Genomic DNA, 24355 nt, shown 5'->3' on the forward strand with positions numbered 1-24355 from the left:
CCCGAGACTCTCGTCGGGGAGATGCCCGGATCGAGCCCGGGCATCTCCCCTGAAGCTTGACTCAGTGCCCCTTGTGCTCGCCCTCGCCGCCCTTGGCGGCGATCGAATCCACCTTGAACTCGACATCGACCGTGCCGGCCTTCTCGAAGGTCAGCGAACCCTTCATCATCTCGCCCTGCTTCAGCGGCTGCTTCAGCTCCATGAACATGATGTGGTAGCCGCCGGGCTTGAACTCGACCTTGCCGCCGGCCGGCACCTCGATGCCGTTCTCCAGCGGGCGCATGGTCATGATGCCGTCCTTGGTCGCCATCTCGTGCATTTCGGCGCGCGCGGCGAAGGGAACCGCGATCGAGACCAGCCGGTCCGGCGTCGTCCCGGTATTTTCGAGGGTGAGGTAGCCGCCGCCGACCTTGGCGCCAGCCGGCGTGGCACGCGACCAGGGATGGCCGATCTTGAGCGGCCCGACCTTGAAGTCATGGGCGGAGGCGAAACCGGCCGAGAGCGCCAGCATGGCGGCGGCGAGGGAAAGCGAGAGCTTCATCGGAATGGTCCTGCGGAACGGCGGCCGGCGCGACAGCGCTTTCGGCGGCACTTCGGCATCAAAGGGAATCACGAAAAGAAAAGACGTGCCGCTCAGATGGCAGGCGGCGCACGCGACGGCGGCAGGCCGGTCGCGGCGACGGAGAGCTGACCCTCATCCCATTGCCGCGAAAGCACCTGACGGACACCCGGGCGCGCAACGAGAAGCGTCGCGAGCACGGGAGGGGCGCCGAGAACGGGATTATGCGGACAGCCCTTGCAATGGGCGAGATCGCCGAGCGGCGCCGCGGGGATCTCCGAACGGCCATCCGGCGCCGGCACGCCCGAGCAGAGCAGAACGCCGCCGGGCAGCCCTAACGCGACGGAAGGCGTCGGCGCCAGAGCGAGCGCCAGCACCGTCAGCGCATAGGCGGCAGCGAACCACGCCCCGAGAACGGAGCGGCGCAGCCGTTGGAAAAGGTGGGCACGGGCCGGCATGCGGCATCCATGGCGCCCGTTCGAGGTTGTGGTCAAGCCCACCTCTTGCCGCAGCGCGCCTGCCCCGGCAGCGTTCGCCCTCTCGTCGCGGAGAAGATTATTCTCCGACGGCTCGTTTCTTTAAAAGAACGGAGCGATTGACAAACAGGACTTCCTGAACCAGATTGACGGTGCTTCCGGCGTGCCGGGAGCCGCGGAGATTTGAGCAGCAGCTTGCGCCGCGTCACCAAACGCTAAAGCGCCACGACTGGGTCGTGGGCTCCAGACCGAGGAGACTGACATGACCGACGCGAACGACCTCCGGAACCGACCGCGCTTCCGTTCCCCGCTCTGCCGCTGTCGACGCTGAGACCATCGGGCGCCTCAAGCCCCTTCGTTCCATCGTCACCTTCAACGCCGCAACGCGGCCCGAGAGCAGAGCCATGTCCCTTCCATTGCCATCCGCCGGCCGGCACAGCCCGGCCCAGCAAGCCTATGTCATCGAGGTCGGCGAGACGCAGGCCGGCCTCGTCAACCGGCGCGCCGATGAGCGCTTCTTCACCTTCATCGCGGCGAGCGCCGCCTTCCGCGCCCTCGACGGCCACCGCTTCGCCACCCCCGGCGCCGCGGAACTGGCCGCGCGCATGCTGGCCGGGCCCCGCCGGGGTACGCCGGCCCTCCGCCTGGCGTCGTAACGGCCATGCGGATTGTCTTCTCCCTGTGGCAGGCGCTCAGTGCCTGGTTCCGCCGGGCGGTTCCGGAAACGGGGCCGGCCGGCAATGAGGATCAGCGTTGCTCGGTGCAGGCCGTGACGCTGGAACAGCTCGGCATCAGCCACTGGTCCTGCCATCCGCATTTCTGAGGACATGATGAACGCCCCCGTCAAACCCGATGCTCTGGGCATCGGCGCACGGCCTTTTGCCGTTCCCGATCCGATCATCCGTTTCGAGCAGGTCGGCAAGACCTATGCCGGCCGCAGCCGGCAGCAGGCCGTGGCCGCATTGTCGGGCATCGACCTCACCGTGCCGGCCGGCGCCATCGTCGGCGTCATCGGCCGCTCCGGCGCCGGCAAATCGACACTGATCCGGCTCGTCAACGGGCTGGAGCGCGCCACCGCCGGCCGGATCCTGATCGAGGGCGAGGATGTGACCGCGCTGAACGAGGCCGGATGGCGTCGCCGCCGGCGCGAGATCGGCATGATCTTCCAGCACTTCAACCTGCTGTCCTCGCGCACGGTGTTCGACAATGTCGCCCTGCCGCTGGAGATCGCCGGCACGCCGAAGGCGACCATCGCCAGCAAGGTCGAGAAGCTGCTGGCGCTGGTTGGGCTCGCCGACAAGAGCGGGCGCTACCCGGCCGAGCTCTCCGGCGGGCAGAAGCAGCGCGTCGGCATTGCCCGCGCGCTCGCGACCGACCCGAAGCTGCTGCTCTGCGACGAGGCGACCTCGGCGCTCGATCCCGAGACGACGCAATCGATCCTCGCGCTGCTGCGGCAGGTCAATCGCGAGCTCGGCATCACCATCCTGCTGATCACCCACGAGATCCCGGTGATCAAGGAAATCTGCGACCGCGTCGCGGTGATCGAGGGCGGCCGGATCGTCGAGGAGGGCGAGACCTTCGCCGTCTTCACCAACCCGCAGCATCCGACGACGGCGCGCTTCGTCGAGGCCGTCACCGGCGTCGAGGTTCCCGCCCATCTCGCGGATCGCATCCGGCCGGAGGCCCGTCCCGGCTCCGAGATCGTGCTGCGCATCACCTTCACCGGCGAGAACGCCACCGCCCCCGTCATCAGCCGGCTGAGCTCGGTGGTCGGGGTTGACGTCAACATCCTGGCCGGGCGGATCGACGCCATCGCCGGCAAGCCTTTCGGCAGCCTGCTCGTCTCGGTGCCGTCGCGCATCCCGGAGAGCGAGGCCGTGCTCGGCGCGCTCCGGAATCTCGGTCTCAAGGCGGAGGTGATCGGCCATGTCTCCTGAAATCCTGCGCCTGATCGGGCAGGCGACGCTCGACACGCTGAGCATGGTCGCCGTCGCCGCCGGCATCGGCACGCTGCTCGGCCTGCCGCTCGGCGTCTTCCTCGCCACCAGCAAGCGCGGCGAGCTCTTCGCGGCGCCGGCCCTCAACGCCGCGCTCGGCGTGCTGGTCAACGCCACGCGCTCGACGCCCTTCATCATCCTCGTGGTCGCGATCATCCCGTTCACGCGGCTGATCGCCGGCACCTCGATCGGCACCACGGCGGCGATCGTGCCGCTGACGGTCGCATCCGTGCCCTTCATCGCGCGGTTGATCGAAGGCGCGGTGCGCGAGGTCGACCAGGGGCTGGTCGAGGCGGCGCGCGCCATGGGGGCGACGCCCCTCCAGATCGTCAGAAAGGTGCTGGTGCCGGAGGCGCTGCCCGCCATCGTGCTCGGCCTGACGCTGGCCATCGTCAGCCTGATCGGCTTCTCGGCCATGGTCGGCGCGGTCGGCGGCGGCGGGCTCGGCGATCTCGGCATCCGCTACGGCTACCAGCGCTTCATGCCCGAGGTGATGGCGACCGTCGTCGCCGTGCTCATCGTCCTCGTCCAGTTCGTGCAGAGCTTCGGCGACCGCCTGGCGCGCCGCCTCAACAAGCGCCTGCGCCAGGGCTGATCACCGCCAAGCCTGATTCCAGCCATCCCGTCTTCCATCCAAAGGACCATCGACCATGACGATCTCCCTCACCCGCCGCCTCACGCTCGCCGCCGGCCTCGCTTTGGCGCTCGGCCCAGCCGTGCCCGCGCTCGCCCAGCAGAATCAGGTCGTCCGCATCGGCGTCTCGCCCGGCCCCCATGCCGAGATCCTGGAGAAGGTGAAGCCGCTGCTGGCCAAGCAGGGCGTCGAGCTCAAGATCATCGAGTTCTCCGACTACGTCGTGCCGAACCAGGCGCTCGACGCCGGCGAGCTGGAGGCCAATTCCTTCCAGAACCAGCCCTATCTCGACAATCAGGTGAAGGATCGCGGCTTCAAGATCGAGACGGTCGGGCTGACGGTGAACTTCCCGCTCGGCATCTACTCGTCGAAATACAAGAGCTGGAGCGAGGTGCCGGACGGCGCGAGCGTCGCGATCCAGAACGACCCGACCAATGGCGGCCGCTCGCTGCTGCTGCTGCAGGACAAGGGCATCATCAAGCTGAAGGACGGCGTCGGCTTCAAGCCGACCGTCGCCGACATCACCGCCAATCCGAAGAAGCTCAAGATCATCGAGATCGAGGCCGCCCAGACGCCGCGCTCGCTCGATGACGTCGCCGCCGCCGCGATCAACACCAACTACGCCGTCGACGCCAAGATCGACCCGGCCTCCGCCATCCTGCGCGAGGACGCCAAGGGTCCCTATGTCAACGTCATCGCCGTGCGCAGCGCCGACAAGGACAAGCCCTGGGTCAAGACCCTGCTCGGCGCCTACCACACGCCCGAGATCAAGGCTTTCGTCGCCGAGCGCTTCAAGGGCGCCGTCCTCGCCGGCTGGTAACCCTCTCCTCCCACCTGGCTTTTCGATCATCAGCCAGGCACCTGCCCGGATGCTCACGCATCCGGGCTTTTTTGTTTCTGGGACCGGAACCGTCTTTCCGGGGCAAGCCCGCAGCGCTTGAGCCCGGAACCCATGACCACGACCGAATTCGGAAGGACGTCATGCTCGCCCTTGTCGAGCATCCACGTCTTGAACTCCGCCTTCGCCGAACGGAGACGTGGATAGTCGGGACAAGCCCGACCATGACGCCAGGCATCTCGGTTCTGGGTTCCGGGCTCGGTCCTACGGGCCGCCCCGGAATGACGGCGCGGTTCCGGCTTACCGAGGCAGCGGCCCGAAAACGAAGAACTGGGTCTCGCCGGAGGAATCCTCGACGCCGTCATTGTCGGTCACGACGAAGAGGTGGCCAGCCTTGTCCACCGCCATGCCCTCGACCTTGTCGAGGCCGTAGCCGCCGGCCTTCATCAGATCCGGCGTCAGGTCACGCAGCAGGGTCTTGGTCACGGCCGGGATCTCGCTCGCGCCGATCGCGGCGGGTTTGAGCCCCTTCACCGAGAAGGTCTGGATCGTCTTGAAGGCCTGAGCGCCGAAGGCATTGTCGCGCTCGAGCACGGCGAAGCGGTCGTCGCCGAGCGCGACGAGCTCGGAGAGGCCCATCCAGTGCCCCTTCGCCGGCTGGCTCAGCGGATAATGCAGCACGCCCCATTCCTTGGTGGCGGGCTTGTAGGACAGGATCTTGGTCTTGCCCTTCGGATCGTCCTGCCATTCGCGCTGCACGGCGAGCCAGACGGTCTCGTCCCCGCCAGTACCAGTCACGGCCACGCCCTCGAAGCCGAAGCGCACGGCGTGCTTCGCCAGCGCCTCCGGCAGGCGGATCTCCTCCTCGACCTCGCCCTTGGCCGAGACGCGCAGGAGCAGGTCAGGCAGAACAGCATCCTTCTTCTCCGGATTGCCCTCGGAAGCGAGCCAGAAGCCGCCGCCCGCGCGCGTCGCGATGCCTTCGAGATCGTAGGAGGCGGGCTTGCCGTCCTTCGTCACCGTGATCGCGCCGGTGATGCGGGCCGGCTTCGCCGTGGCGTCGATCTCCAGGATGCGCGAGGGCGTATAGGCGCTGTCGGTGATCGAGAAGAGCTTGCCGGGCTCATCGGCACGGGCCGCAAGGCCGGAGAGGGCACCCCAGCCGATCGGCAGGCCGTTCTCGTTTTCCGAACGGATGGTCGGATAAGCAGCGACCTGCTCGGCGCGGCGGTAGATCATCACGGCCGAGCGCGCGCCGCCCTTCTCGCCGACATCGGTTTCCGAGGCCGAGACGAAGAGGTCGCGCTGCGGGATGGCGAGCAGCCCCTCCGGGCCGATGCCGGTCGGCAGCGCCTGCAAATAGCGCGGCGCCTTGCCCGGACCCTCGTCCTTGTAGACCAGCACCAGCGAGGCGCGCTCCAGCCCGACGAAGATCAGCCGGTCGTTGCCATAGGTCGCGACCTCGATGCCCTCGGGCTCGCTGCCCTTGGCGGCCGAGCGCCGCTCCGGATAATGGCCCAGCCGCATGGCGAGGTGGTCGACATCCGAGCCGGAGTCGAACTCGATCGTGCCGTCCTTGCGGAAGATCGAGAAGCCGCGCGAGCCGCCCTTCCAGTCGCCTTCATTGGCGGTGACGAAGCGGTCATTGTCGATCCAGCGCACGGCGTCGGGCTCGCGCGGCACGTCCTTCAGCTCCTCGGTGGGGCTGATCTTGCCGTCGCGGGTCTTGTCGATGTTCTTCAGATCGACCGTTCCGGCCGAGAAATGCGTCACCACCTTGCCGGTCTTGCTGTCGACGATGATGAGGTGATTGTTCTCCTGCAGCGTCACCACGACGAGGCCGTCCTGGTTGACGTCGACGAATTCCGGCTCCGGGTCCGTCGGCTCGACGGTGGCGAGGCCGGTGAGGTCGACGACCTGGCGCGAGGCGCAGTCGATGGCGCCGTCCTTGATGCCGATCAGCGTCACGTTGCCGGCAGGAAGCTGCGGCAGGGCGCCCTTGTTGAGCTTCTCGTCGCGCTCGTTCTCGATGGCGATGACGATCTTGCCCTTGTCCTTGGTCAGGGTCACCGAATCCGGCTGGCCGCCGAGGTCGCATGTCGCCACGACCTGCTTGGTCTTGAGATCGACGGTGGCGAGATGGCCGGCCGGCTCCTTGAAATTGTCGCCGGAGGTGACGACGGCGACGAAGGCCTTGTCGCCAAGGACGGTCACCGAGGTCGATTCGCCCTCGAGCGGCACGAAGCCGGCCGGCTTCGGGTTGGCGGGATCGGCGATGTCGATGATGCCGAGCGCCTTCTGCTCCGCGTCGGTATAGGCGAGCAGCATGCCGTCCTCGCTGGCGGCGATGATCTCCGAGACGGTCTTCTTGCTGCGATCACGATCGGCCGGGAGGTTGTCCGGCACCGAGAAGGTCGCGATGCGGTTGAACAGCGGCTCCGCGCCGGCGGTGCCGGCGAGAAGCAACGAAGCGAGAGCCGCGAGGGCGAGGGGCTGGCGCATGGGTCGGGTCCGCTGGCTGAAGGAGAAACCCGTCGGCTAGAGAGCCTATGCGACAGCCACGTGACAGTCCTCAGGCCGGAATCATCGGGGCTGGAGCCTCAGTGGAACGCTTCAGGCCGACGACCTCCAGCTCCGTCACGACCGCCACGGCAAGCGCCTGCCCCAGGACGAAGGCGATGCCGAGCGAAGACGGCGCGAACCAGCCCATGAGCAGGATCAGGACGCTGTCGGTGATCCAGAGCAGATTGACCGCCACGACGAGATAGACCGCCCGGCGCGGCAGCGTCTCGCGGCTGGCGAACAAGGCGAGCAGGGCCGCGCAGGGCAAGAGGACCAGCCCCGCACCGCGCAGGAAGCCCGGCGGAAAGCCAAGCGGGCCGGCAAGCGCGCCGGCGGCGCCGGCGAGCACGAGGCCCATGCCGGCACATGCGGCGGCATCGAGGGCCAGGGCGTTGCGCAGGAAGCGCGAGGAGCGGATCGTCGACATGGCAGTCTCCTTCTCGTCTGGGGCCGAATGCCCGTTGCGATGGGGGGGATGCTGGCGCCATCGCGTCGGCCCGTCGATTAAGCGGGAGGTAATTGGAACCGGCCGGCCGCCCGGCTAGCTTGTTGGCATGACGACACATCACGCTCCGCCCATCGGCTCGCTGCTGCGCGACTGGCGCCAGCTTCGCCGCTTCAGCCAACTCGATCTCGCGCTGGAAGCCGAGATCTCCCAGAAGCATCTGAGTTTCATCGAAAGCGGCCGCGCCCGGCCAAGCCGCGAGATGGTGCTGCTGCTGGCTGAACACCTCACTGTCCCGCTGCGCGAGCGCAACGCCCTGCTGCTGGCGGCCGGCTATGCCCCGGTCTACCGCGAGCGGTCGCTGGAGGATCCTTCCTTGCAGGCCGCCCGCACGGCGATCGACCTCATCCTGAAAGGCCACGAGCCCTATCCGGCGCTCGCGGTCGACCGGCACTGGAGCCTGCTCGCCGCCAACAACGCCGTGGCCGGCTTCCTCGGCCTTGTCGCGGAGGCGGAGCTGCTGAAGCCGCCCATCAATGTCCTCAGGCTTTCGCTGCATCCGGGCGGGCTCGCAGCCTTCATCGTCAACTTCGCGGAATGGAAGGGGCATCTGCTCGCAAGGCTGCGCCAGCAGGTCCGGGCGACGGCGGATACGCAACTCGGCGCCTTGCTCACCGAGCTCTCGGCCTATCCCGATCCGAAAGGCTCTGCGCCGCCCCAGCACGATGCGGGCACCGAGCCCGCCATCGCCGTGCCGCTCAAGCTCAGGCTCGGCGACGCCACGCTGTCGCTGATCTCGACGACCACAGTGTTCGGCACGCCGGTCGACGTGACCCTATCGGAGCTTGCCCTGGAAACCTTCTTCCCGGCCGACCCGGCGACCGCCGAGGCCTTGCGCGTGCTGGCGGCGACGGGCGCGGGACGCGCTTGAGAACCGGACCGGAACCTTTCGCGGCAAGCTCGGTTGCCTATGCGAAGGCCGCGCGAGCGGCATCGACATCGAAAGGATCCCACGCCATGGGCAGCACGACCGACAAGATCAAGGGCCTGGCCAACGAGGCCGCCGGCAACATCAAGCAGGCCGCCGGCAAGGCGGTGAACAAGCCGGAATGGGAAGCCGAGGGCAAGGCCCAGGAGCTCAAGGGCGAGGCCCAGCAGGCGATCGGCAAGGGCAAGGACGCGATCAAGAAGGTCGTCGACAAGGCTTGAGGCGCAAGCCCGCAGAAACGGAAAGGGCCGCCCTCGGGGCGGCCCTTTTTCTTGCTTTGCTCCGGCGCGGCTCAGGCCGTGCCGCCGAGCCCGCCGAGGAAATCCTTGACCCGGCCGAAGAAGCCGGCGGTCTCCGGATGGTTGTTGTGCGAGCTCTCGCGCTCGAACTCCTCGAGCAGTTCGCGCTGGCGCGCCGTCAGCTTCTGCGGGGTCTCGATCACGACCTGGATGTAGAGATCGCCGACCTCGCGCGAGCGCAGCACGCTCATGCCCTTGCCCTTGAGGCGGAACTGCTTGCCGGTCTGCGTGCCCTCCGGGACCTTCACCCGGGCCTGCTCGCCAGACAGCGTCGGCACCTCGATCTCGCCGCCGAGCGCGGCCGAGACCAGGCCGATCGGCACGCGGCAGAACAGATCAGCACCGTCGCGCTGGAAGATCGCGTGCGGCTTGATCGACAGGAAGATGTAGAGATCGCCCGCAGGGCCGCCGCGCAGGCCGGCCTCGCCCTCGCCGGCCAAGCGAATGCGCGTGCCGTCCTCGACGCCGGCGGGGATGTTGACCGAAAGCGTGCGCTCCCGCGTGACCCGGCCCGAGCCCTGGCAATTCTTGCAAGGGTCGTCGATGACCTCGCCCCGGCCATTGCAGGTCGGGCATGTCCGCTCGACCGAGAAGAAGCCTTGATTGGCGCGCACGCGGCCATGGCCGCCGCAGGTCGGGCACTGACGCGACTTCGAGCCGGGCTTGGCGCCGCTGCCGGTGCAGGCCTCGCAGGAAACCGAGGTCGGCACGCGGATCGAGGCGTTCTTGCCGGTGAAGGCGTCCTCCAGCCCGATCTCGAGGTTGTAACGCAGATCGGCGCCACGCTCGCGGGCATTGGCTCCCCGCGGCCCGCCGCGACGGGCGTCGCCGAAGAAGGAATCGAAGATATCCGACATGAAGTCGGAAAAATCGGCCCCGCCGGCGGCTCCGCCGCCATTCTCGAAAGCCTGATGGCCGAAGCGGTCATAGGCTGCGCGCTTCTGGCCGTCGGAGAGGACCTGATAGGCCTCGTTGATTTCCTTGAACTTGATCTCGGCTTCATGGTCGCCGGGATTCTTGTCCGGATGATGCTGCATCGCGAGCTTGCGGAAGGAGCCCTTGAGCTCGACATCCGTCACGGTCCGGCTGACGCCGAGGATCTCGTAGTAATCGCGCTTCGACATCGAAACGTTCTGTCCCTGTGGTCCCGACGCAAGACGGCCGGACTCGAAAGCCCGGCCATCCGCGCGTCAAGCGTCGTCAGTTGGCCTCAACGCCATTCCCGAACGTGGTGGCCGGGTCAAGCCCGGCCATGACGTCGTCATCCCGAGCGCGCGGTTACGCGCTCTTCTTCTTGTCGTCCGAGACATCCTTGAAGTCGGCGTCGATGACGTCGTCCTTCTTGGCTTCCTCGTGATGCTCGCCCTCGGCGGCAGCGCCTTCGGCCTGGCTGGCCGCATACATCGCCTCGCCGAGCTTCATCGAAGCCTGCATCACCTCGTTGGTGCGGGCCTTGATCGCTTCGGCGTCCTCGCCCGTGAGCGCGGTCTTGAGCGCCTCGACCGCCGTCTCGATCGCCGACTTGTCGGCTTCCGAAACCTTGTCGCCGAAGTCCTTCAGCGACTTCTCGGTCGAATGCACCAGGCTCTCGCCCTGGTTCTTGGCCTCGACGAGCTCGCGGCGCTTCTTGTCCTCGGCGGCATTCGCCTCGGCATCCTTCACCATCTTCTGGATATCGGCCTCGCTGAGACCGCCGGAAGCCTGGATCTTGATCTGCTGCTCCTTGTTGGTGGCCTTGTCCTTCGCCGTCACGGACACGATGCCGTTGGCGTCGATGTCGAAGGTCACCTCGATCTGCGGCATGCCGCGCGGGGCCGGCGGAATGCCCATCAGGTCGAACTGGCCGAGCAGCTTGTTGTCGGCCGCCATCTCGCGCTCGCCCTGGAAGACCCGGATCGTCACCGCGTTCTGGTTGTCCTCGGCGGTGGAGAAGACCTGGCTCTTCTTGGTCGGGATCGTGGTGTTGCGGTCGATAAGACGCGTAAAGACTCCACCCAGCGTCTCGATGCCGAGCGAGAGCGGGGTCACGTCGAGCAGCAGCACGTCCTTGACGTCGCCCTGCAGCACGCCGGCCTGGATCGCGGCGCCGATGGCGACGACCTCGTCAGGGTTCACACCCTTATGCGGCTCCTTGCCGAAGAACTGCTTCACGACCTCCTGCACCTTCGGCATGCGGGTCATGCCGCCGACGAGGACGACCTCGTCGATCTGGCCCGCCGAGAGGCCGGCATCCTTGAGCGCCTTCTTGCAGGGCTCGATGGTGCGCTGGATCAGGTCGTCGACCAGGCTCTCGAACTTGGCGCGCGAAAGCTTGATGGCGAGGTGCTTGGGACCGGAGGCATCCGCCGTGATGTAGGGCAGGTTGATTTCGGTCTGCGCGGCGCTCGACAGTTCGATCTTGGCCTTCTCGGCCGCTTCCTTCAGGCGCTGGAGGGCGAGCTTGTCCTTCTTCAGGTCGATGCCCTGCTCGCGCTTGAACTCGTCCGCGAGATACTCGACGAGGCGCATGTCGAAATCCTCGCCGCCGAGGAAGGTGTCGCCGTTGGTCGACTTCACCTCGAAGACGCCGTCGCCGATCTCGAGGATCGAGACGTCGAAGGTGCCGCCGCCGAGGTCATAGACCGCGATGGTGCCGGACGACTTCTTCTCGAGACCATAGGCCAGCGCGGCCGCAGTCGGCTCGTTGATGATGCGCAGAACCTCAAGGCCGGCGATCTTGCCGGCATCCTTGGTCGCCTGGCGCTGGGCGTCGTTGAAATAGGCGGGAACCGTGATGACGGCCTGGGTGACGGGCTGGCCGAGATAGGCCTCCGCCGTTTCCTTCATCTTGGTCAGCGTGAAGGCCGAGATCTGCGACGGCGAATATTCCTTGCCGTCGGCCGAGACCCAGGCGTCGCCGTTCGGGGCCTTGACGATCTTGTAGGGGACCAGCTTGAGATCCTTCTGCGTCATCGGATCGTCGTAGGTCCGGCCGATGAGGCGCTTGATCGCAAAGAAGGTGCGCTCCGGATTGGTGACGGCCTGCCGCTTCGCGGGCTGGCCGACAAGGCGTTCGCCGTCATCCGTGATGGCGACGATGGAGGGCGTGGTGCGCGCGCCTTCCGAATTCTCGATGACCTTCGGTGTAGAGCCTTCCATCACTGCGACGCAGCTATTGGTCGTGCCAAGGTCGATACCGATGACTTTACCCATGGATGGGATCCCTTTCGACTGAGCAGATCGCCGACCTGCGACGCGTTCACGCCGCCTGCCGGCCCATGGACCGGCTCGCACCCGCTTCAGCGGCGAACGACCCGGCATTCCACGTTTGACGGTGGTGAAACCGCCCCTTGGGCGCGTATATAGTGAGGGTGTTCCCGCCCTTGCAAGACAGGCGAGCCGATTAAGAATCGGGGATTACACATTCCCGAGTATGCGGCGGGACTTGCCCTAACGTTATCTTTGCGGCGCTTTCCCGGCCGAGTGTGGCCTTTGCGTCCTTGCGCACGCCAAAAGCACGGCTCATTCAAAAGGGCCGTTTGGCTTGACATGAACCCGATGAAAGCACGCAAGCGCATCGTCCTCGGCCTCGCAGCGCTGCTTCAGGCAGCCGCCGGCACCGCCGCATGGGCGCAGCCGCTGCAACTGCCGGGCGCCCAGCCCTTCAACGCTCCGGGAACCCACCAGGCCGCTCCGCCGGCGGCGGGCGCGCCTGCGGCGCCGCGCCAGCAGAGCCTGCCGGCCCTCAAGATCGCGGGCGAGGAGGCGATCCTCGGCAAGACCCTGCATCTGAACGGCCACCATGGTACCGCCGTCTTCGAGAAGCTCGGCGGCGGCTACGGGCTGAAGCTCAATCTCGACGGCTATCAGGCCGCCAATCTGGTCGAACCCTGCGCCGTTTCCTTCGGCGATGCGCCCCTTCCCGTCACCCCCCTTGGCAAGCCGGCGGGCCTGCCGCGCTACAGGCTGGAGGCGCCGATCTGCCCGATCGTCTTCGACGTGCTCGACGGCGCCCTGCTGGTGACGGAGCCAGCCGCGCCCTGCATCGTCGAAGCCGCGCAATGCCGGATCGATCCACGGGGGCTCTGGGGGCCGGATCAGGGTGTCGTCGCGAGCCAGGCCAAGGCGATCGAACGTGCGCGCGGCGCGGCCGAGCGCGCACTGCGCGACGGCTACCGGACGCTGACGGCGAAGGCGAACGCGGTCGACCAGCGGACGCTTGCCCGTGAGCAGGCCGGCTTCTCGGGCGAGCGCGAGATGATCTGCCGCGATTTCCAGCGCGAGGGCCAATACGGCTTCTGCGCCGCGCGGGTCACGGAGGCGCGCGCGGCCGAGCTGCGGGCGAGGCTCGGGCTCGGCACCGAGCCGAAGCAGGCGGCCAAGCCGAAACCGCGCCCGGCGGCACCGAAGCCCGCGCCGCTCCCGCTTACGCCCACGCAGTAGCGATTTCTCGGTCCGCGACAGCCGGCGGGTTATTCCGGCCGCCCGAAGGCCGCAACGCGAGCCGCGTCGCGACCTCCGGAGGCTCTGTTCACTCCGCCGCGGGGAGGTAGATGCTGCCGCCCTTGTCGAGGAACTCCTTCGACTTGGCCGCCATGCCTTCATCCGCGAGCGCTTCGAGCGCCTTGCGCTCGTTCTCGCCCATCGCCAGAACCTCGGCGCGCAGATCCTGCGTGATCTTCATCGAGCAGAATTTGGGCCCGCACATCGAGCAGAAATGCGCGACCTTGTGGGCGTCCTTCGGCAAGGTCTCGTCGTGGAACTCGCGCGCCGTGTCGGGGTCGAGCGCCAGGTTGAACTGGTCCTCCCAACGGAAATCGAAGCGGGCGCGGGAGACCGCGTCGTCCCGGATCTTCGCGGCCGGATGGCCCTTGGCGAGGTCGGCGGCATGGGCCGCGATGCGATAGGTGATGACGCCGGTCTTGACGTCGTCGCGGTTCGGCAGGCCCAGATGCTCCTTCGGCGTGACGTAGCAGAGCATGGCGCAGCCATACCAACCGATCATCGCAGCCCCGATGCCCGAGGTGATGTGGTCGTAGCCCGGCGCGATGTCGGTGGTCAGCGGTCCGAGCGTATAGAAGGGCGCCTCGCCGCATTCGCGCAGCTGCTTGTCCATGTTCTCCTTGATCTTGTGCATCGGCACATGGCCGGGGCCCTCGATCATCACCTGGCAGCCCTTCTTCCAGGCGACCTGGGTCAGCTCGCCCAGCGTCTCCAGCTCGGCGAACTGGGCGCGGTCATTGGCGTCGGCGATCGAGCCCGGACGCAGGCCATCGCCCAGCGAGAAGGAGACGTCGTATTTGCGCATGATGTCGCAAATCTCGTCGAAGCGCTCGTAGAGGAAGCTCTCCTTGTGATGCGCCAGGCACCAGCGCGCCATGATCGAGCCGCCACGCGAAACGATGCCGGTGACTCGCGATGCCGTGAGCGGAACATAGGGAAGTCTGACGCCGGCATGGATGGTGAAGTAATCGACGCCCTGCTCGGCCTGCTCGATGAGGGTGTCCTTGAACACCTCCCAGTCGAGCTTGATCGGATCGCCGCCGACCTTCTCCAGCGCCTGGTAGATCGGCACCGTGCCGATCGGCACCGGCGAGTTTCTGAGGATCCAGGAGCGGATGTTGTGGATGTTGCGGCCGGTGGAGAGGTCCATCACGGTGTCGGCGCCCCAGCGGATCGCCCAGACCAGCTTCTCGACCTCCTCGGCGGCGCCGGAGGTCACGGCCGAATTGCCGATATTGGCGTTGATCTTGACCAGGAAATTGCGGCCGATCGCCATCGGCTCCAGCTCGGGATGGTTGATGTTGGCCGGGATGATGGCGCGGCCGCGGGCGATCTCCTCGCGGACGAATTCGGGCGTGACGAATTCCGGCACGCTGGCACCGAAGCTCTCGCCATCGGCGTGGCGCTCGCGGGCGCCTTCCATCATCGCGGCACGGCCGAGATTCTCGCGATGCGCGACATAGATCATCTCGGGCGTGATGATGCCGGCCTTGGCGAATTCGTACTGCGTCGCCATCTGGCCGGGCTTCGCCTCGAGGATCGGGCGCTCAGCCGGGCAGGCCGGAACCAGCTGCGCTTCGCTGATATGGCCGTTATCGGCGGCGGTGACCGCGCGCCCGGCGACCCGCTCGAAGCCGCGGGCGTCGAGCCAGGCACGACGCGGCTGGGGCAGGCCCGCATCGAGGTCGATCTTCGCGTCGGTCTCGGTAAAGGGGCCGGACGGGTCGTAGATCCGCACCGGCGGTTCGGCGTCCGTGGTGAGCTGCACCTCACGGAACGGCACCCGGATCGAGCCATCCTCGGGTGTCGGCACATAGATCTTGCGCGAGCCGATGATTGGCCCCGTGGTCACGCTTTGCGGCGCGGTCTTGACGCTGTTCTTCTGCGGCTTGGTATGGGCGTTCATGCGGGATCTCCTCCTTGGTCCAAGGTTCAGGAGATCCGGGTTTGGAAGCGGTCCAGTCGCTGTCTGCGGATAAGGTACGGCCCGACCCGCGTTCCAGTCCCTCCGCCGGTATGACCCGGATCAGGTTCGACGGGTTCGGCCTCATCAGCCATCTCAGCCCTTGCGAGCACCCCTCGGAACGATTCCAAGGTTAGGGCTTCGACCGGGGAGACGCAACCGGCAAAGGAAAGCCGGCACGCAGGGGCCGGCATGCAAAAAACGTCAGGCCGTGCGATCGACCTGCAGGCCCTGGCCTGCGGGGAGGACGGCCTTCGCCTGCTCAGCGCCCTGCTCGAGCATGGCGACCACGCCGCGCTCGGCCTCGGCATTCTGCCGCAGCATCTCGGTGCCGAGGGCCTGCTGCGTCGAGGCTGACTGCATCGAGACGAGGCTTTGGGCGATGGCGGCAACGTCACTCATGCGGCGATGCTTAGGCCGCAAGCGTTGAACAATCCTGAACGCCTCTCAGGGCGCAATGATCGAAGGCACGCCGCGCGGCATCGGCAGATCGCGATTGGCCTCCTGCGCCGCGCGTCCGTCCTGCGCCACGCGCCCGTATTGATGGAACAGCCCTCGCTCCTCGGACCGCAAGCGGGAAACCTCCCCCGGTTGCGGGGCGATCGGCACGCCGGGCGCCCGCTGCTTGACCGCAGGGCTGGGCGACGAGGTGCTCTGGGCCTGCGCGGCCGGCGCCAGAAGTGATCCGGCCAGAACCAGACATGCCAGCATCAAGGAGAGCTTCTTCATGGCTTCATCTCCCTTCGGACTACTCCTCCGGAAGATAGAACTGGCGAAACGAAGCAGCGGTTCCTTGCTTCCGACGAAGAGCGGGGCTGCACTTTGTGCAGCCCCGCTCTGTGCGATAGCGGCGTTTCGACGCCGCGCCGATCAGCGACTCTGGCCCGTCAGCAGCGGCGTGATGCGCCTAAGCGTGACGCGCCGGTTCTCGCGCGAGGCAGCTTGCGTCTGCACCTTCAGATACTGCTCGCCATAGCCCTGGGTCGTCAGGTTCTCGGGCGGGATCTGGAAGTCGCGCGTCAGGATCTCGGCGACGGACTGGGCCCGGCGGTCGGAGAGCGAGAGGTTGTCGATGTCGGAACCCACGGCATCGGTATGGCCCTCGACGAGGAAGACCTCGTTCGGCGAGCCCTGCAGCACACGCCGCACCGAATCCGCGATCACCGCGAGGCGCTGCGCCTGGTCGGCCGTGACCTGCCAGGAGCCCGTCTCGAAGTTGATCGTGTCGATATCGACGCTGCGCATGCGGGCACGCAGGTCGGGCGAGTAGCGGACCTCGTCCAGCGTGTAGCGACGCGGGATCGCGGCGATCGGCGGGGCCATGATCGTCTCGTAGATCAGGCTCTCATCGGCCTGGTCCGCATTGACGATATAGCGCTCGCGCGGGATCGGCAGCGGCGGCGGGGGCAGCACCACGACATCGTCGGCAAAGCGCCCCGGACGGTCCCGCAGCGTGTTGTCGATGATGATCACCTCGCGATCGTCGCGGCCGATGCGGCTGCGGCGGATCAGCCGGCCCTCCTCGTCGGTGACGGTGACGATGCGCGTTCCGTCGGGCCGCTCGAAGACGGTGCGCGTCTCGCCGTCGCGGCGCTCGGCGCGGCCCTGCCAGCCGAGATCCCGGAAGCGCTGGTCCTCGTCGCGGCGGATGATGGCGCGGCCGTCATCGTCGCGGATGATCGTGCGGCCGGGTTCACGGATGATGGTGAGGTCACCTTCGCGCTGCTCCTGCCGTTCCCTGCGGATGTCATCGAAGCGCTCGGCGCCCTGGGTCGCCATGATACCGCCGATGACGCCGGCCCCGAGGCCGATCGCCCCGGCGACGCCGGGCGAAATGCCGCCGCGACGCCCCTCGCGCTGGGGCGGCTGACCGGGAAGTTGGCCGGGAAGACCTGCCGGCGGCTGCCCCTGCACGGCGCCAGGTGCAGGCGGGGCGACGCCGGGACGGCCGGGCGCGGCGGCACCGGGCGCAGCTCCGGGCGGCACAGCCGGGTTCGGCTGGCCCTGAACCGGGGCCGCAGCAGGAGGAACCGCACCCGGTTGAGCCGGGGTCGAGGGCTGGCCGGGAACGGCGGGCGGAATCGGCGGCACGGGCCGCTGATCGGGGCGGATGCCGGGCTGGGTTGCGCCGGGCGTAGCGGCGTTCGGCTGTGTCGGCGCTCCCAGAGGCGGCAGGGGACGCTGCGTCGGCTGCGCGCCGGGTTGCGGCGCAGGCGCAATCGCGCCGGGGGCAGCCGGACGCTGATCCGGCCTGAGGCCGGGCTGGGGCGCGCCCGGCGTCGCCGCGTTGGGCTGGGCCGGAGCCGTCGGCGCGGGCGGAGGCACGGGCCGCTGCACGGGCGCTCCCGGCGGCGGCAGGGGTCGCTGTGAGGGCTGCGCGCCGGATTGCGGGGTGGATGGGATCGCACCGGGCGCAGCCGGGCGCTGATCCGGCCTGAGGCCGGGCTGGGGCGCACCGGGCGAAGCCGCGTTGGGCTGAGCCGGAGCCGTCGGTGCCGCGGGAGGCACGGGTCGCTGGGTCGGCTGAGCGCCGGTCTGCGGCGCAGGCGGAACGGCCGGACGCTGCACCGGGGGCACGCCGGGCTGTGCTGCCGGCGGCGGCACGGGCGCAGGCCGCGACGGCGCAGGCGCGGCAGGCGGCGCGAGGCGTTCCTGAGGAGCCGGCGCAGCGCTCGGCGGCGCCGGGCGCTCGGGCCGGGGCTGCAGGGCCGGCGGCGCAGGCCGTGGCTGGCTCTGCGGCGGAGGCGGCGGGGCGGTCCGCTCGGCCGGTGCCGGCGCGGCAGGCATGGGCGGGCGGGGCGCTGCGGGGGCGCGCTCGCCGGGAGGTTGTCCCGGCTGTCCCGGGCGGCCGGGCTGGCCGGGTTGACCGCCCGCTCCGGCACGCCCCGGCTGGCCGCCGGCTCCTGGATGCCCCGGCTGACCGGGTTGGCCGGGCTGGCCTCCTCCGGGGCCGGGCTGGCGCTCACGCTGGCCGCGGCCACGATCGTCGTCGCCTCCCGGCGCCTGGGCGAGCTGGACGCCCAACGGCGCGAAGGCCTGCCCCGCCTGGGAGAGGATAAGGGCCGGCAGGACCGTTCCGACCAGCAGCAAGCGTTTCGTGCGCATCGCGATTCCCGTCATTCGTTCAACCTGCGCGGTATCAGGGCCCTTGCGGCCTGAACCGGCGATGAAGCGAAAACGGCGGGAATCGGGCAGCGGTTCCACCGCCCGAGCGGGTCAGATGCCGGCCTCGTCCTTCACATAGGCCGCGATCTCGGCATGGGTCGCGAACCAGCAATCGCCCTTGGCCTTGGCGAGGCGAACCAGCTCCTCGAGGATCCAGAAGCGCGAGCGGTAGGTGATGACATGCGGGTGCATGGTCAGCAGGAAGAGCCCGCCCTCGGCATAGGCGCCCTCGAATTCGCGGCGGAAGATGTCGAAGACCGCTTCCGGCGGCGTATAGGGTCGGAGCGCCTGGAAGCGGTTCATGCTGAGATAGGGCGCGTCGTCGCGGATCCACTCGACGGGCAGTTCGACGATGCCGGTCGGCTCGCCCTTCTCGACGATCTCATAGGGGTCGTCATCGGCGAAGAGCGAGGAATCGTAGAGCAGGCCGAGCTCGCGCTCGATCGAGAGCGTCACGTCGGAAAAGTCCCAGGACGGCGTGCGCATGCCCACCGGGCGGACGCCGGTGACCTTCTCCAGCGTATCGGCCGAGCGCAGGTGCAGTTCGCGCTCGTGGGCGGGCGGAACCGCCGTATTGACCTCGTGAATCCAGCCGTGGAGGCCGATCTCATGGCCCTCGCCGATGATGCGGCGCTGCTCTTCCGGGTAGAGCAAGGCGGTGACGGCGGGCACGAAGAAGCTCGCCTTGATGTCCTGACGCTTCAGCAGATCGAGGATCTTCGGCACGCCGACACGGTTGCCGTACTGGCCCCAGGAAAGCCGCCCGACCGACTTGCCGCCGTCGCGCAGTTCGTTGGTCTCGTGGTCGACGTCGAAGGAGAGCGCGACCGCGCAGCGGGCGCCGTTCTTCCACTTCGCGGGCTTCAGATTCCGGCCGGCGCGAACCTGCTCGACCTTGCCGCGCCAGACCTCTTCCGGCCATTGCCAGGGCAGGAGTTCTTCGGACTGGCTCGTCATGGTCGCTCTCCTCAGGTCGTCACGGCGCCCGGTAATACCGGCACGGCGGCGAGCAGGCGCTTGGTGTAGTCGTGCTGCGGATGGTCGTAGACCTCGCCCGCCGGGCCGCTCTCGACGATCTTGCCGCGATACATGATCGCGACGCGGTCGCAGAGATGGCGGACGACCGAGAGGTCATGCGAGATGAAGATCAGCGTGAGATCGAGCTCCTGCCGCAGGCGGATCAGCAGGTTGATGATCTGCGCCTGAATGGAGACGTCGAGCGAGGCGACCGGCTCGTCGCAGACCACGACATCGGGCTGCATGGCGAGCGCGCGGGCAATGGCGACGCGCTGGCGCTGGCCGCCGGAGAACTGGTGCGGGTAGCGGTCCGCGAAATCGGGGTTGAGCCCGACCGCCGCCAGCCATTGCCGGACGTAAGTCTTCGCCTCGCCGCTTTTGATGAGGCCGTGCGCCAGCGGACCTTCCGCGATGCTGTCACCCACCCTCATGCGGGGGTTAAGCGAGGCGAAGGGGTCCTGGAAGATCGTCTGGACGCGCGTCGTGACCTTGTGCGGATGGTCGCCCGCGCTCATCACCGGCGCATCGTCGATGCGCACGAAACCACTGTCCGGCGCATAGATGCCGGCCGCGACGCGTCCGAGCGTCGATTTGCCCGAGCCGGATTCGCCGACGAGACCGAGCGCCTCGCCGCGCTTCAGCACCAGCGTGACGTCGTCGACGGCCTGCACAGCGGCCGGTGCCTTCGACAGGCCGGCCTTCTGCGCGAGCTTGCGGAACAGGCCGGGCGTCTGGGCAAAGCGCTTGGCGACATGCTCGATGCGGACGTAATGCACGGCGTCGCCGGTTTGCGGCGCGGTCTCCTTCGCGACACGTGGCGGCGGAGCAGCCTCCGCGCCGGCGCCGCCAGCCAGCAGCGTTCCGGGCTCGGAGCGGGAGGGCAGCGCATCGAGCAAGCCCCGCGTATAAGGATGCTGCGGATGGGTCAGGACATCGAGCGTCGGCCCGGCCTCGACGATCTTGCCGTAGCGCATGACGCAGACATGGTCGGCGAGCGAGGCGACGACGGCGAGGTCGTGGCTGATCCAGATCAGCGCCGTGCCGAGCTCGGCGACGAGCTCCTTCATCTCGACGAGAATCTCGGCCTGGACGGAGACATCGAGCGCGGTCGTCGGCTCGTCGCAGATGATCAGCTTCGGCCGATGCAACAGGGCAATCGCGATGGCAACGCGCTGGCGCATGCCGCCCGAGAACTGGTGCGGGTAGAAATCGACCTTGCTCTCGGGGTCGGGAATGCGGACCTGCGCCAAGGCTGCGACGGCGCGGCGGCGGGCCTCGGCGCCGGAGACCGTTTCATGCGCTTCCAGTGCGAGCCTGATCTGCGTGCCGATGGTCAGCATCGGGTTCAGCGTCATCATCGGGTCCTGGAAGACCATCGAGATCTGCTTGCCGCGGATTTTTCGCAGTTCCGCCGAAGGCAAGCCGACGAGTTCGCGCTCCTCCAGCTTCACCGACGAGCCGGTTTCAACGCGGCCAGGCGCGTCGATCAGCCCGATGATCGAGAAGCCGGTGATGCTCTTGCCCGAGCCGGACTCGCCGACGAGCCCCATCACCTCGCCGCGCTTCAGCGCAAAGGAGACGCCGTCGACGGCCTTCACCACGCCGTTGCGGGTGTGGAAATGGGTGGCGAGGTCGGTGACCTGAAGGAGAGGCGCGTCGCTCATCGCTTCAGCCTCGGATTGACCTGGTCGCGGATGCGGTCGCCGACGAGATTGATCGCAACGATCAGCACGATGAGCGCGATGCCGGGATAGATCGAGATCCAATAGCGGCCGGACAGCATGTACTGGAAGCCGTTCGAGATCAGCATGCCAAGCGAGGGCTCCGTCACCGGCAGGCCGACGCCGAGGAAGGAGAGCGTCGCCTCCAGCGCGATGGCATTGGCCACTTGCACGGTCGCGACGACGATCAAGGGCGGCAGGCAGTTCGGGAAGATATGGCGCAGCACCACGCGCCAGCCGGGCAGGGGCGTCGAGAGCACCGCCTCGACATAGTCCTTGCCGCGCTCGGCCGAGGCCGCGCCATGGGCGGTGCGGGCGAAATAGGCGTATTGCGCGCAGGCCAGCGCCGCGATGAGCTGGAGCTTGCCCTGGCCCAGCAGCGCCGAAAGCACGAGCGCCAGCAGGATCGCCGGGAAGGCGAGCTGCAGGTCGATGACGCGCATGATGAAGGCTTCCCAGCGCCCGCCGATATAGGCCGCGCCGATGCCGAGCGCGACGCCGAGCGTGAAGGCGAGCGCGCCCGCCACCAGCCCCATCTCCAGCGAGATCCGCAGGCCGTAGAGGATGGCCGAGAGGAGATCGCGCCCCTGCGCATCCGTGCCGAGCCAATGGGTATAGCCGCCCTCGCCGACGAAACCCGGCGGACGGCGCGCATCGGAAAGCGAGAGATTGGCGAGGTCGTAAGGGTCCTGCGGCGCGACGAGCGGTGCCAGCAAGGCGATGCCGATCATCAGCACGACCACGGCGAGCGCCACGACCGCGACCTTGCTCTCGCGGAACTCGGCCCAGAAGCGGGCTGCTGGAGAAGCATCGGTCATCGCGCGCCCCCCTTCCTGAGTCGCGGATCGAGCCCGACATAGGCGAGGTCGACGAGGAAGTTGATGGTGATGAAGACGAAGGCGACGAGCATGAGATAGGCGACCATCACCGGCCGGTCGAGCGACTGGATCGAATCGATGATCAGCTTGCCGATGCCCGGCCAGGAGAAGATCGTCTCGGTGACAACGGCGAAAGCCAGAGTCGAGCCGAATTCGAGGCCGAAGACGGTGACCAGCGGGATCGCGATCAGCCGCAGCACATGGCGGCGCAGCACGGTCCACTCGGACAAGCCGGCTGCTCGGGCGAATTTCACGGTGTCGGAGAGCATGGTCTCGCGCGTTCCGGCCCGGGCGAGGCGCGTCATCAGGGCGAGCTTGAAGAGGGCGAGGTTCAGCGCCGGCAGCAGGAGGTGGCTCAAGCCGTTCAAGGTGAGGAAGCTCCACTCGACGCCGAAGACGGAAACGGTATCGCCGCGCCCGCCGGCCGGCAGCCATTGCAGTTCGACGGCGAAGGCCATGATCAGCACGAGGCCGATCCAGAAGGTCGGCACCGAGAAGCCGAGGATCGAGACCGTCATGATTAGCCGGGAGGCGAAGCTGTCTGGTCTGTAGCCCGCATAGATGCCGGCGGGGATGCCGATCAGCGCCGCGCCGCAGACCGCAGCCAGCGTCAGTTCCAGCGTCGCCGGCAGGCGCGACAGGATGAGATCCATCACCGGCATGCCGAAGACAAAGGAGCGGCCGAAATCGCCGTGCAGCACGCGGCCGAGGAAGGTGAGGTACTGCTCCCAAAGCGGCCGGTCGAGCCCGTAATGCGCGATGGTCTGGAGCCGGAGCTCCTGGCTGACATCGGGGCCGATCAGGACATCGATGGGATTGCCGATCGCGTAGACGCCGACGAAGACCAGCACCGACATGACGAGCATGACGACGAGGGCCTGAGCCAGGCGGGAGGCGATGTGGCCTAGCATCCGTGAAGCCTTCGGCGCGACGTCACGGCCAGTTCTCCACCATCGCTGCACGGGTCTCCTCGACGCCGACCTGCCAGAGCTCCAGCATTTCCTCGTCCGGCCGCTGGTAAAGGCCGTGGAAATTGCCGTCTCCGAGGATCTCGCGCCGCTTCGCCGGGCTGGCGGCCTGATATTCGGCGGCGTTGAAGGGCGGCTTCAGCGTATCGGGCATGGCCACGCCCGCAAGCCGCGTCCAGGGGAAGTTCTCCATCCAGGAGGCGTGCGAGGCGGCCGGGTCGACCGCCTTGACCGCCGCCTGGAATTGCGGCGCCGCCCACCAATTATGCAGGCGGATGCTCGCATCCGGGTGACGATCGAGCCATTCGGTGGCGAAGTTCTGGGCCGGCGAATTGCCGCCATGGCCGTTGACCAGCACGATCCGGCGAAAGCCCGAGCGGTAGAAGCCGTCGAAGATGTCGCCCAGCAGGACCGCATAAGTGCTCAGCTTCAGCGAGATGCTGCCGGGGAAATCCAAGAATCCCGGCGTCAGGCCATAGGCGAGCACGGGAAAGACGGGAATGCCGAGCGGCTCGGCCGCCTCCTGTGCCACGCGCTCGGACAGGATCACATCGGTCGCGAGGCTGAGATAGGCGTGCTGCTCGACGCTGCCGAGGGGCAGGACGCAGCGATCGTCGCGGCGCGCCTGCGCCTCGATCTGCATCCAGTTCATCTCGGCAACCAGCACGGTGCGTTCCTTGCTTGGGTCATTGGAGCGACGGACAAACTACTAATGCGATAGACTAAATGGATTGCGATGGCGCGATCCCGGCACTACCCTTGACTCCGTCCCAAGATACGGTCAAGTTCCATCTGGAACTAATTTGACCGAAGAGACAGCCGTCATGAGCCGCTCTCCGAGCCCCCTTTCGCCTGTCGATCCCGCACGCGAAGCGGCGCTGGGCGCGCTCGATCCCTTGATCGTGACCAAGCTCTGGGAAAACCCCTGCTGGCTGTCCTTCCGGCTGAACTTCGTCGCCTTCCGCTTCAACGACCCGGTCTATCGCTGGATCGAGACCCGCTACGGCCTGGTCCGGCCGGATTTCGTCGCGCTCTATGCGGTCGGCCTCAAGGAGGGCGTGGCGGCGAAGAACATCGTCGCCTCGGCCGGCCTGCCGAAGAACACGCTCTCGCGCGCGATCCAGAAGCTGCTGCAGCGGCGCCTCCTGAAGCGCGAGAGCGACCCGGCCGATCTGCGCAGCTACGTGCTGCATCTGACGCCGGCCGGGCGCAAGATCTTCGACGAGACCATGCCGCTGATGGTGGAGCAGCAGCAGGCCATGCTCGCCTGCCTCAGCTCCGAAGAGCAGCGCCAGCTCCGCACGCTGATGGACAAGCTCGTCATCGCCTCGCCCGACTGGCCGCAAGAACTCTAGACGACATC

At 67.7% G+C, this 24355-nt stretch carries 25 protein-coding genes and 1 riboswitch; of the genes, 10 read left to right on the top strand and 15 right to left on the bottom strand.

Annotation, left to right across the window (positions count from 1 at the left end):
- Positions 1–61: 61 nt before the first annotated feature.
- On the bottom strand, positions 62–541 hold the full coding sequence (locus GY40_RS17910) for a copper chaperone PCu(A)C (protein WP_081925515.1): 480 nt from the start codon (positions 539–541) through the stop codon (positions 62–64).
- 92 nt (positions 542–633) lie between these two features.
- Positions 634–1017, bottom strand: a complete 384-nt coding sequence (locus GY40_RS17915) for a hypothetical protein (protein ID WP_038364932.1) — start codon at positions 1015–1017, stop codon at positions 634–636.
- Between the two features lie 422 nt (positions 1018–1439).
- Here GY40_RS17915 and GY40_RS17925 point away from each other — a divergent pair, with 422 nt between their 5' ends.
- Genes GY40_RS17925 through GY40_RS17940 form a run of 5 tightly spaced genes read left to right on the top strand, consistent with a single transcriptional unit; the run spans position 1440 to position 4486 of the window.
- Complete coding sequence (locus tag GY40_RS17925; protein WP_051988237.1) at positions 1440–1691, top strand: hypothetical protein; 252 nt, start codon at positions 1440–1442, stop codon at positions 1689–1691.
- 5 nt (positions 1692–1696) lie between these two features.
- Positions 1697–1858 carry a hypothetical protein gene (locus tag GY40_RS27650; RefSeq protein WP_156115993.1) on the top strand — a complete coding sequence of 54 codons (162 nt, stop codon included), beginning with the start codon at positions 1697–1699 and terminating at the stop codon, positions 1856–1858.
- A gap of 7 nt (positions 1859–1865) precedes the next feature.
- Positions 1866–2972 (top strand): methionine ABC transporter ATP-binding protein, encoded by a 1107-nt coding sequence (locus GY40_RS17930; RefSeq protein WP_038365299.1) that lies wholly within the window; start codon positions 1866–1868, stop codon positions 2970–2972.
- Positions 2962–3627: a methionine ABC transporter permease gene (locus GY40_RS17935; protein WP_038364939.1), complete on the top strand. Its 666-nt coding sequence runs from the start codon at positions 2962–2964 to the stop codon at positions 3625–3627. Before GY40_RS17930 ends, GY40_RS17935 begins: the two co-directional genes overlap by 11 nt.
- 55 nt (positions 3628–3682) lie before the next feature.
- A complete protein-coding gene (locus GY40_RS17940) occupies positions 3683–4486 on the top strand; it encodes a MetQ/NlpA family ABC transporter substrate-binding protein (protein WP_038364941.1) in 804 nt (267 codons plus the stop codon).
- Positions 4487–4804: 318 nt separating this feature from the next.
- Here GY40_RS17940 and GY40_RS17945 read toward each other — a convergent pair whose 3' ends face one another.
- Both GY40_RS17945 and GY40_RS17950 read right to left on the bottom strand, forming a co-directional pair.
- Positions 4805–7006 carry an esterase-like activity of phytase family protein gene (locus tag GY40_RS17945; protein WP_038364944.1) on the bottom strand — a complete coding sequence of 734 codons (2202 nt, stop codon included), beginning with the start codon at positions 7004–7006 and terminating at the stop codon, positions 4805–4807.
- Between the two features lie 70 nt (positions 7007–7076).
- On the bottom strand, positions 7077–7493 hold the full coding sequence (locus GY40_RS17950) for a hypothetical protein (protein WP_038364946.1): 417 nt from the start codon (positions 7491–7493) through the stop codon (positions 7077–7079).
- A gap of 127 nt (positions 7494–7620) precedes the next feature.
- Between GY40_RS17950 and GY40_RS17955 the strand changes: the two genes are divergently transcribed.
- Together GY40_RS17955 and GY40_RS17960 are read left to right on the top strand one after the other, a co-directional pair.
- Positions 7621–8442, top strand: coding sequence for a helix-turn-helix domain-containing protein (locus GY40_RS17955; RefSeq protein ID WP_038364948.1), 822 nt, complete (start codon positions 7621–7623; stop codon positions 8440–8442).
- Between the two features lie 86 nt (positions 8443–8528).
- Complete coding sequence (locus GY40_RS17960) at positions 8529–8720, top strand: CsbD family protein (protein WP_038364949.1); 192 nt, start codon at positions 8529–8531, stop codon at positions 8718–8720.
- Positions 8721–8791: 71 nt separating this feature from the next.
- On the opposite strand, the gene dnaJ is transcribed toward GY40_RS17960, so the two are convergent.
- On the bottom strand, positions 8792–9922 hold the full coding sequence (gene dnaJ / locus GY40_RS17965; protein WP_038364952.1) for a molecular chaperone DnaJ: 1131 nt from the start codon (positions 9920–9922) through the stop codon (positions 8792–8794).
- Positions 9923–10076: 154 nt separating this feature from the next.
- Positions 10077–11990 (bottom strand): molecular chaperone DnaK, encoded by a 1914-nt coding sequence (gene dnaK / locus GY40_RS17970; protein ID WP_038364955.1) that lies wholly within the window; start codon positions 11988–11990, stop codon positions 10077–10079.
- Between the two features lie 345 nt (positions 11991–12335).
- Between dnaK and GY40_RS17975 the strand changes: the two genes are divergently transcribed.
- A complete protein-coding gene (locus GY40_RS17975; protein WP_038364957.1) occupies positions 12336–13220 on the top strand; it encodes a DUF1311 domain-containing protein in 885 nt (294 codons plus the stop codon).
- 88 nt (positions 13221–13308) lie between these two features.
- Here the strand turns inward: GY40_RS17975 and thiC are convergent, their stop codons facing one another.
- From thiC to GY40_RS27160, 4 genes are all read right to left on the bottom strand, one after another.
- Complete coding sequence (gene thiC, locus GY40_RS17980) at positions 13309–15186, bottom strand: phosphomethylpyrimidine synthase ThiC (RefSeq protein ID WP_038364959.1); 1878 nt, start codon at positions 15184–15186, stop codon at positions 13309–13311.
- Between the two features lie 79 nt (positions 15187–15265).
- Positions 15266–15370, bottom strand: a riboswitch (TPP riboswitch).
- A gap of 77 nt (positions 15371–15447) precedes the next feature.
- Complete coding sequence (locus GY40_RS17985; RefSeq protein ID WP_038364961.1) at positions 15448–15645, bottom strand: hypothetical protein; 198 nt, start codon at positions 15643–15645, stop codon at positions 15448–15450.
- Positions 15646–15690: 45 nt separating this feature from the next.
- Positions 15691–15972, bottom strand: coding sequence for a hypothetical protein (locus GY40_RS17990; RefSeq protein ID WP_038364963.1), 282 nt, complete (start codon positions 15970–15972; stop codon positions 15691–15693).
- A gap of 141 nt (positions 15973–16113) precedes the next feature.
- Positions 16114–17568 carry an OmpA family protein gene (locus tag GY40_RS27160; RefSeq protein ID WP_248311208.1) on the bottom strand — a complete coding sequence of 485 codons (1455 nt, stop codon included), beginning with the start codon at positions 17566–17568 and terminating at the stop codon, positions 16114–16116.
- A gap of 537 nt (positions 17569–18105) precedes the next feature.
- Between GY40_RS27160 and GY40_RS28305 the strand changes: the two genes are divergently transcribed.
- Complete coding sequence (locus GY40_RS28305; protein WP_248311209.1) at positions 18106–18402, top strand: hypothetical protein; 297 nt, start codon at positions 18106–18108, stop codon at positions 18400–18402.
- Between the two features lie 57 nt (positions 18403–18459).
- Here the strand turns inward: GY40_RS28305 and GY40_RS18000 are convergent, their stop codons facing one another.
- Genes GY40_RS18000 through GY40_RS18020 form a run of 5 tightly spaced genes read right to left on the bottom strand, consistent with a single transcriptional unit; the run spans position 18460 to position 23659 of the window.
- Positions 18460–19365, bottom strand: coding sequence for a polysaccharide deacetylase family protein (locus tag GY40_RS18000; protein ID WP_038364965.1), 906 nt, complete (start codon positions 19363–19365; stop codon positions 18460–18462).
- Between the two features lie 11 nt (positions 19366–19376).
- Positions 19377–21089: a dipeptide ABC transporter ATP-binding protein gene (locus GY40_RS18005; RefSeq protein ID WP_038364967.1), complete on the bottom strand. Its 1713-nt coding sequence runs from the start codon at positions 21087–21089 to the stop codon at positions 19377–19379.
- The gene (locus GY40_RS18010) at positions 21086–21964 is read right to left on the bottom strand and encodes an ABC transporter permease (protein WP_038364968.1); all 879 of its coding nucleotides are present in this window, start codon (positions 21962–21964) and stop codon (positions 21086–21088) included. Before GY40_RS18010 ends, GY40_RS18005 begins: the two co-directional genes overlap by 4 nt.
- On the bottom strand, positions 21961–22935 hold the full coding sequence (locus GY40_RS18015; protein WP_038364969.1) for an ABC transporter permease: 975 nt from the start codon (positions 22933–22935) through the stop codon (positions 21961–21963). The genes GY40_RS18010 and GY40_RS18015 overlap by 4 nt, the downstream gene beginning before the upstream one ends.
- 22 nt (positions 22936–22957) lie before the next feature.
- Positions 22958–23659 (bottom strand): creatininase family protein, encoded by a 702-nt coding sequence (locus GY40_RS18020; RefSeq protein WP_038364970.1) that lies wholly within the window; start codon positions 23657–23659, stop codon positions 22958–22960.
- Positions 23660–23816: 157 nt separating this feature from the next.
- Here GY40_RS18020 and GY40_RS18025 point away from each other — a divergent pair, with 157 nt between their 5' ends.
- Complete coding sequence (locus GY40_RS18025) at positions 23817–24347, top strand: MarR family winged helix-turn-helix transcriptional regulator (RefSeq protein WP_051988240.1); 531 nt, start codon at positions 23817–23819, stop codon at positions 24345–24347.
- Positions 24348–24355 lie beyond the last annotated feature (8 nt).

It is taken from the genome of Allobosea sp. UNC402CLCol (assembly GCF_000745475.1).
Classification (GTDB): Bacteria; Pseudomonadota; Alphaproteobacteria; order Rhizobiales; family Beijerinckiaceae; genus Allobosea; species Allobosea spartocytisi.

What these genes read in the sequence shown, in the direction of transcription:
- GY40_RS17910 (WP_081925515.1), bottom strand. Translation starts at nt 541, where the DNA reads ATGAAGCTCTCGCTTTCCCTCGCCGCCGCCATGCTGGCGCTCTCGGCC.
- GY40_RS17915 (WP_038364932.1), bottom strand. Translation starts at nt 1,017, where the DNA reads ATGCCGGCCCGTGCCCACCTTTTCCAACGGCTGCGCCGCTCCGTTCTC.
- GY40_RS17925 (WP_051988237.1), top strand. Translation starts at nt 1,440, where the DNA reads ATGTCCCTTCCATTGCCATCCGCCGGCCGGCACAGCCCGGCCCAGCAA.
- GY40_RS27650 (WP_156115993.1), top strand. Translation starts at nt 1,697, where the DNA reads ATGCGGATTGTCTTCTCCCTGTGGCAGGCGCTCAGTGCCTGGTTCCGC.
- GY40_RS17930 (WP_038365299.1), top strand. Translation starts at nt 1,866, where the DNA reads ATGAACGCCCCCGTCAAACCCGATGCTCTGGGCATCGGCGCACGGCCT.
- GY40_RS17935 (WP_038364939.1), top strand. Translation starts at nt 2,962, where the DNA reads ATGTCTCCTGAAATCCTGCGCCTGATCGGGCAGGCGACGCTCGACACG.
- GY40_RS17940 (WP_038364941.1), top strand. Translation starts at nt 3,683, where the DNA reads ATGACGATCTCCCTCACCCGCCGCCTCACGCTCGCCGCCGGCCTCGCT.
- GY40_RS17945 (WP_038364944.1), bottom strand. Translation starts at nt 7,006, where the DNA reads ATGCGCCAGCCCCTCGCCCTCGCGGCTCTCGCTTCGTTGCTTCTCGCC.
- GY40_RS17950 (WP_038364946.1), bottom strand. Translation starts at nt 7,493, where the DNA reads ATGTCGACGATCCGCTCCTCGCGCTTCCTGCGCAACGCCCTGGCCCTC.
- GY40_RS17955 (WP_038364948.1), top strand. Translation starts at nt 7,621, where the DNA reads ATGACGACACATCACGCTCCGCCCATCGGCTCGCTGCTGCGCGACTGG.
- GY40_RS17960 (WP_038364949.1), top strand. Translation starts at nt 8,529, where the DNA reads ATGGGCAGCACGACCGACAAGATCAAGGGCCTGGCCAACGAGGCCGCC.
- dnaJ (WP_038364952.1), bottom strand. Translation starts at nt 9,922, where the DNA reads ATGTCGAAGCGCGATTACTACGAGATCCTCGGCGTCAGCCGGACCGTG.
- dnaK (WP_038364955.1), bottom strand. Translation starts at nt 11,990, where the DNA reads ATGGGTAAAGTCATCGGTATCGACCTTGGCACGACCAATAGCTGCGTC.
- GY40_RS17975 (WP_038364957.1), top strand. Translation starts at nt 12,336, where the DNA reads ATGAAAGCACGCAAGCGCATCGTCCTCGGCCTCGCAGCGCTGCTTCAG.
- thiC (WP_038364959.1), bottom strand. Translation starts at nt 15,186, where the DNA reads ATGAACGCCCATACCAAGCCGCAGAAGAACAGCGTCAAGACCGCGCCG.
- GY40_RS17985 (WP_038364961.1), bottom strand. Translation starts at nt 15,645, where the DNA reads ATGAGTGACGTTGCCGCCATCGCCCAAAGCCTCGTCTCGATGCAGTCA.
- GY40_RS17990 (WP_038364963.1), bottom strand. Translation starts at nt 15,972, where the DNA reads ATGAAGAAGCTCTCCTTGATGCTGGCATGTCTGGTTCTGGCCGGATCA.
- GY40_RS18000 (WP_038364965.1), bottom strand. Translation starts at nt 19,365, where the DNA reads ATGACGAGCCAGTCCGAAGAACTCCTGCCCTGGCAATGGCCGGAAGAG.
- GY40_RS18005 (WP_038364967.1), bottom strand. Translation starts at nt 21,089, where the DNA reads ATGAGCGACGCGCCTCTCCTTCAGGTCACCGACCTCGCCACCCATTTC.
- GY40_RS18010 (WP_038364968.1), bottom strand. Translation starts at nt 21,964, where the DNA reads ATGACCGATGCTTCTCCAGCAGCCCGCTTCTGGGCCGAGTTCCGCGAG.
- GY40_RS18015 (WP_038364969.1), bottom strand. Translation starts at nt 22,935, where the DNA reads ATGCTAGGCCACATCGCCTCCCGCCTGGCTCAGGCCCTCGTCGTCATG.
- GY40_RS18025 (WP_051988240.1), top strand. Translation starts at nt 23,817, where the DNA reads ATGAGCCGCTCTCCGAGCCCCCTTTCGCCTGTCGATCCCGCACGCGAA.